Annotated in this window: 1 protein-coding gene; it reads left to right on the forward strand. The window is 61.3% G+C overall.

Annotated features, from left to right (window positions below):
• Positions 1-213 precede the first annotated feature (213 nt).
• The gene (locus tag BISA_RS11765) at positions 214-1,116 is read left to right on the forward strand and encodes an ArdC-like ssDNA-binding domain-containing protein (protein WP_033892184.1); all 903 of its coding nucleotides are present in this window, start codon (positions 214-216) and stop codon (positions 1,114-1,116) included.
• The last annotated feature ends 135 nt before the right edge of the window (positions 1,117-1,251 follow it).

Here is a 1,251-nt window from a genome sequence, read left to right on the forward strand (position 1 = left end):
CTCGCCATCCTCCCGTTCGACCTTCTTCGGCGGGCGATGACGATACCCGCGTCGCCGGGTTCTGTCAACGCCGACGCACATGCGGATCCCTTACGGGGATCCGGAGCGTCGTCTTATGACAGAACCCGGCTTTGGCGGGGTACGCATCCGCTGACCGAAGAAGGTCAAAAACAAAAATCAGGGCACACCAGCCACACACACGGGAGGCACATCATGGCACGCAAGACCGACGGCAAGAACCGCGAACAACTCGTCAACGACCTGCAGCAGAAGGTCACCGAACACATCCAGAACCTCAAGGACTCCGGCGCATGGCTGCACATGCTCGACTACATGGCACGATTCCACACCTACAGCCTCAACAACGTGATCCTCATCATGAGCCAGAAACCCAACGCGTCCATACTCGCCGGATACCGCCAATGGACCGAACACGACCGCCACGTACGCAAAGGCGAAAAAGGCATCAAAATCTTCGGCTACTCCACCCGCATCATCAAGGACCAGGACGGCAACCCCATCATCAACGAGGAAACCGGAGAACCCGAACGCCGCGCATGGTTCCCCATCGTCTCCGTGTTCGACATCAGCCAGACCGACCCAGACGACCCCGAACACGACGAATACGCCGAAACCATGCGCCCATTCACGCCACAGGACCTCGAAGGCGAAGACACCAACGGAATCCTCCCACGCGCCACCGCATGGCTCGAATCCAAAGGCTGGACCATCGGACACGAACCCATGAGGGGAGGAATGAAAGGCTACACACAGGCCGCCACCCGCCGAATCATGCTCAACGAGGCCAACAGCCCACGCATGAACGCTAAAACCATCCTCCATGAAGCCGCACACGCCATCCTCGCCACCGAACTCGGCAACACCGACCACACCACCGACTACCAGGACCACCGAGGCCTCGCCGAAACCGAAGCCGAATCCACCGCCTACGTCGTCGCCAACATCCTCGGACTCGACACCAGCGAATACAGCATCAGCTACGTGGCCGGATGGAGCGAAGGCAAGCCCGAGACCCTGCGCGAATCCGCCGAACACGTCCTCAACGCCAGTCGCATCATAGCCGACGGCATCATCGACCACGACGCCAGCCGCTGACACGACCGGAGCCGTTCCACCCCTGGCTCATGGGGTGGAACGGCGGCCTCCGGCAGCACCAAGGGGCTCGAACCGCCCCTTGGGAAACCCCGCGTCCTCCGCCGCAAAAACGGCGGAGGACGAAACGGGCCAAGC

It is taken from the genome of Bifidobacterium saguini DSM 23967 (assembly GCF_000741715.1).
Classification (GTDB): Bacteria; Actinomycetota; Actinomycetes; order Actinomycetales; family Bifidobacteriaceae; genus Bifidobacterium; species Bifidobacterium saguini.